1 protein-coding gene and 1 pseudogene are annotated in these 831 nt (G+C 66.7%); both read right to left on the bottom strand.

Translation table 11 applies throughout. The annotated features are described in order from the left end of the window. Positions 1-569, bottom strand: a pseudogene (locus AC1DXX_RS33370) (electron transfer flavoprotein subunit alpha/FixB family protein); the annotation flags it as partial. Positions 570-580: 11 nt separating this feature from the next. Next, positions 581-831 (bottom strand): electron transfer flavoprotein subunit beta/FixA family protein (locus tag AC1DXX_RS33365; RefSeq protein ID WP_478138479.1); only part of this gene is annotated, 251 nt, incomplete at its 5' end.

Raw genomic sequence — 831 nt, 5'->3', positions numbered from 1 at the left:
TCGGGGCGCTCGCTCTTGGTGACTTCCCGGCCCACGAAGCTGCTCTTGCCGCTGTCTGCGACGCCTTCGGCGGTTTCGACGGTGGCGCTGCCACCGGTGGCAGCGGCGGCATCGAAGCCGGTCGTGCGCACCGTGATCACCTTGATCGGGTCTGCGCTCTGCACGGTGGCGATCGCGTTGCCCGCATAGATCGGCCGCTCGAAGGTGTCCGGGCTGTCGACCTTGGTGATGTCGGAGATCTGGGCGACATCGAGCTTGGCGGCCACGCGCGGGGCCACGTTCTTGCCGTTGGCGGTCGAGGGGAACAGGATGTGGCTGTAGTTGGCCGCGATCGCCAGCACCTGGGCGGCRACGTTCTCGGCCAGGTTCTCGGCCAGGCTCGGGCTGTCGGCCACGATCACCTTGGCCACGCCCACGATCTGGGCGGCGGCCTTGCCGGCTTCGGCGGCGTTGGCGCCGGCCACGAGGATGTGCACGTCGCCSCCGCAGGCGAGCGCGGCGGTCACGGTGTTGAGGGTCGCGGGCTTGACGGTCGCGTGGTCGTGTTCGGCAATAACAAGTGCGGTCATGTCGTTGTTCCTCAGATCACTTTGGCTTCGTTCTTCAGTTTGTCCACCAGCGTCGCCACGTCGGGCACCTTGATGCCGGCACCGCGCTTGGGCGGCTCGCTGACCTTCAGGGTCTTCAGGCGGGGCTTCACATCGACGCCCAGGTCTTCGGGCTTGAAGACGTCGAGCGTCTTCTTCTTGGCCTTCATGATGTTGGGCAGGGTGACGTAGCGCGGCTCGTTCAGGCGCAAGTCGGTGGTGATGACGGCCGGCAGGCTGAGAC

The sequence above is a fragment of the Variovorax sp. P4_B10 genome, from assembly GCF_056402375.1.
The sequence above is the reverse complement of the archived record's forward strand: the minus strand, read 5'-3'. Positions and strand labels throughout refer to the sequence as shown.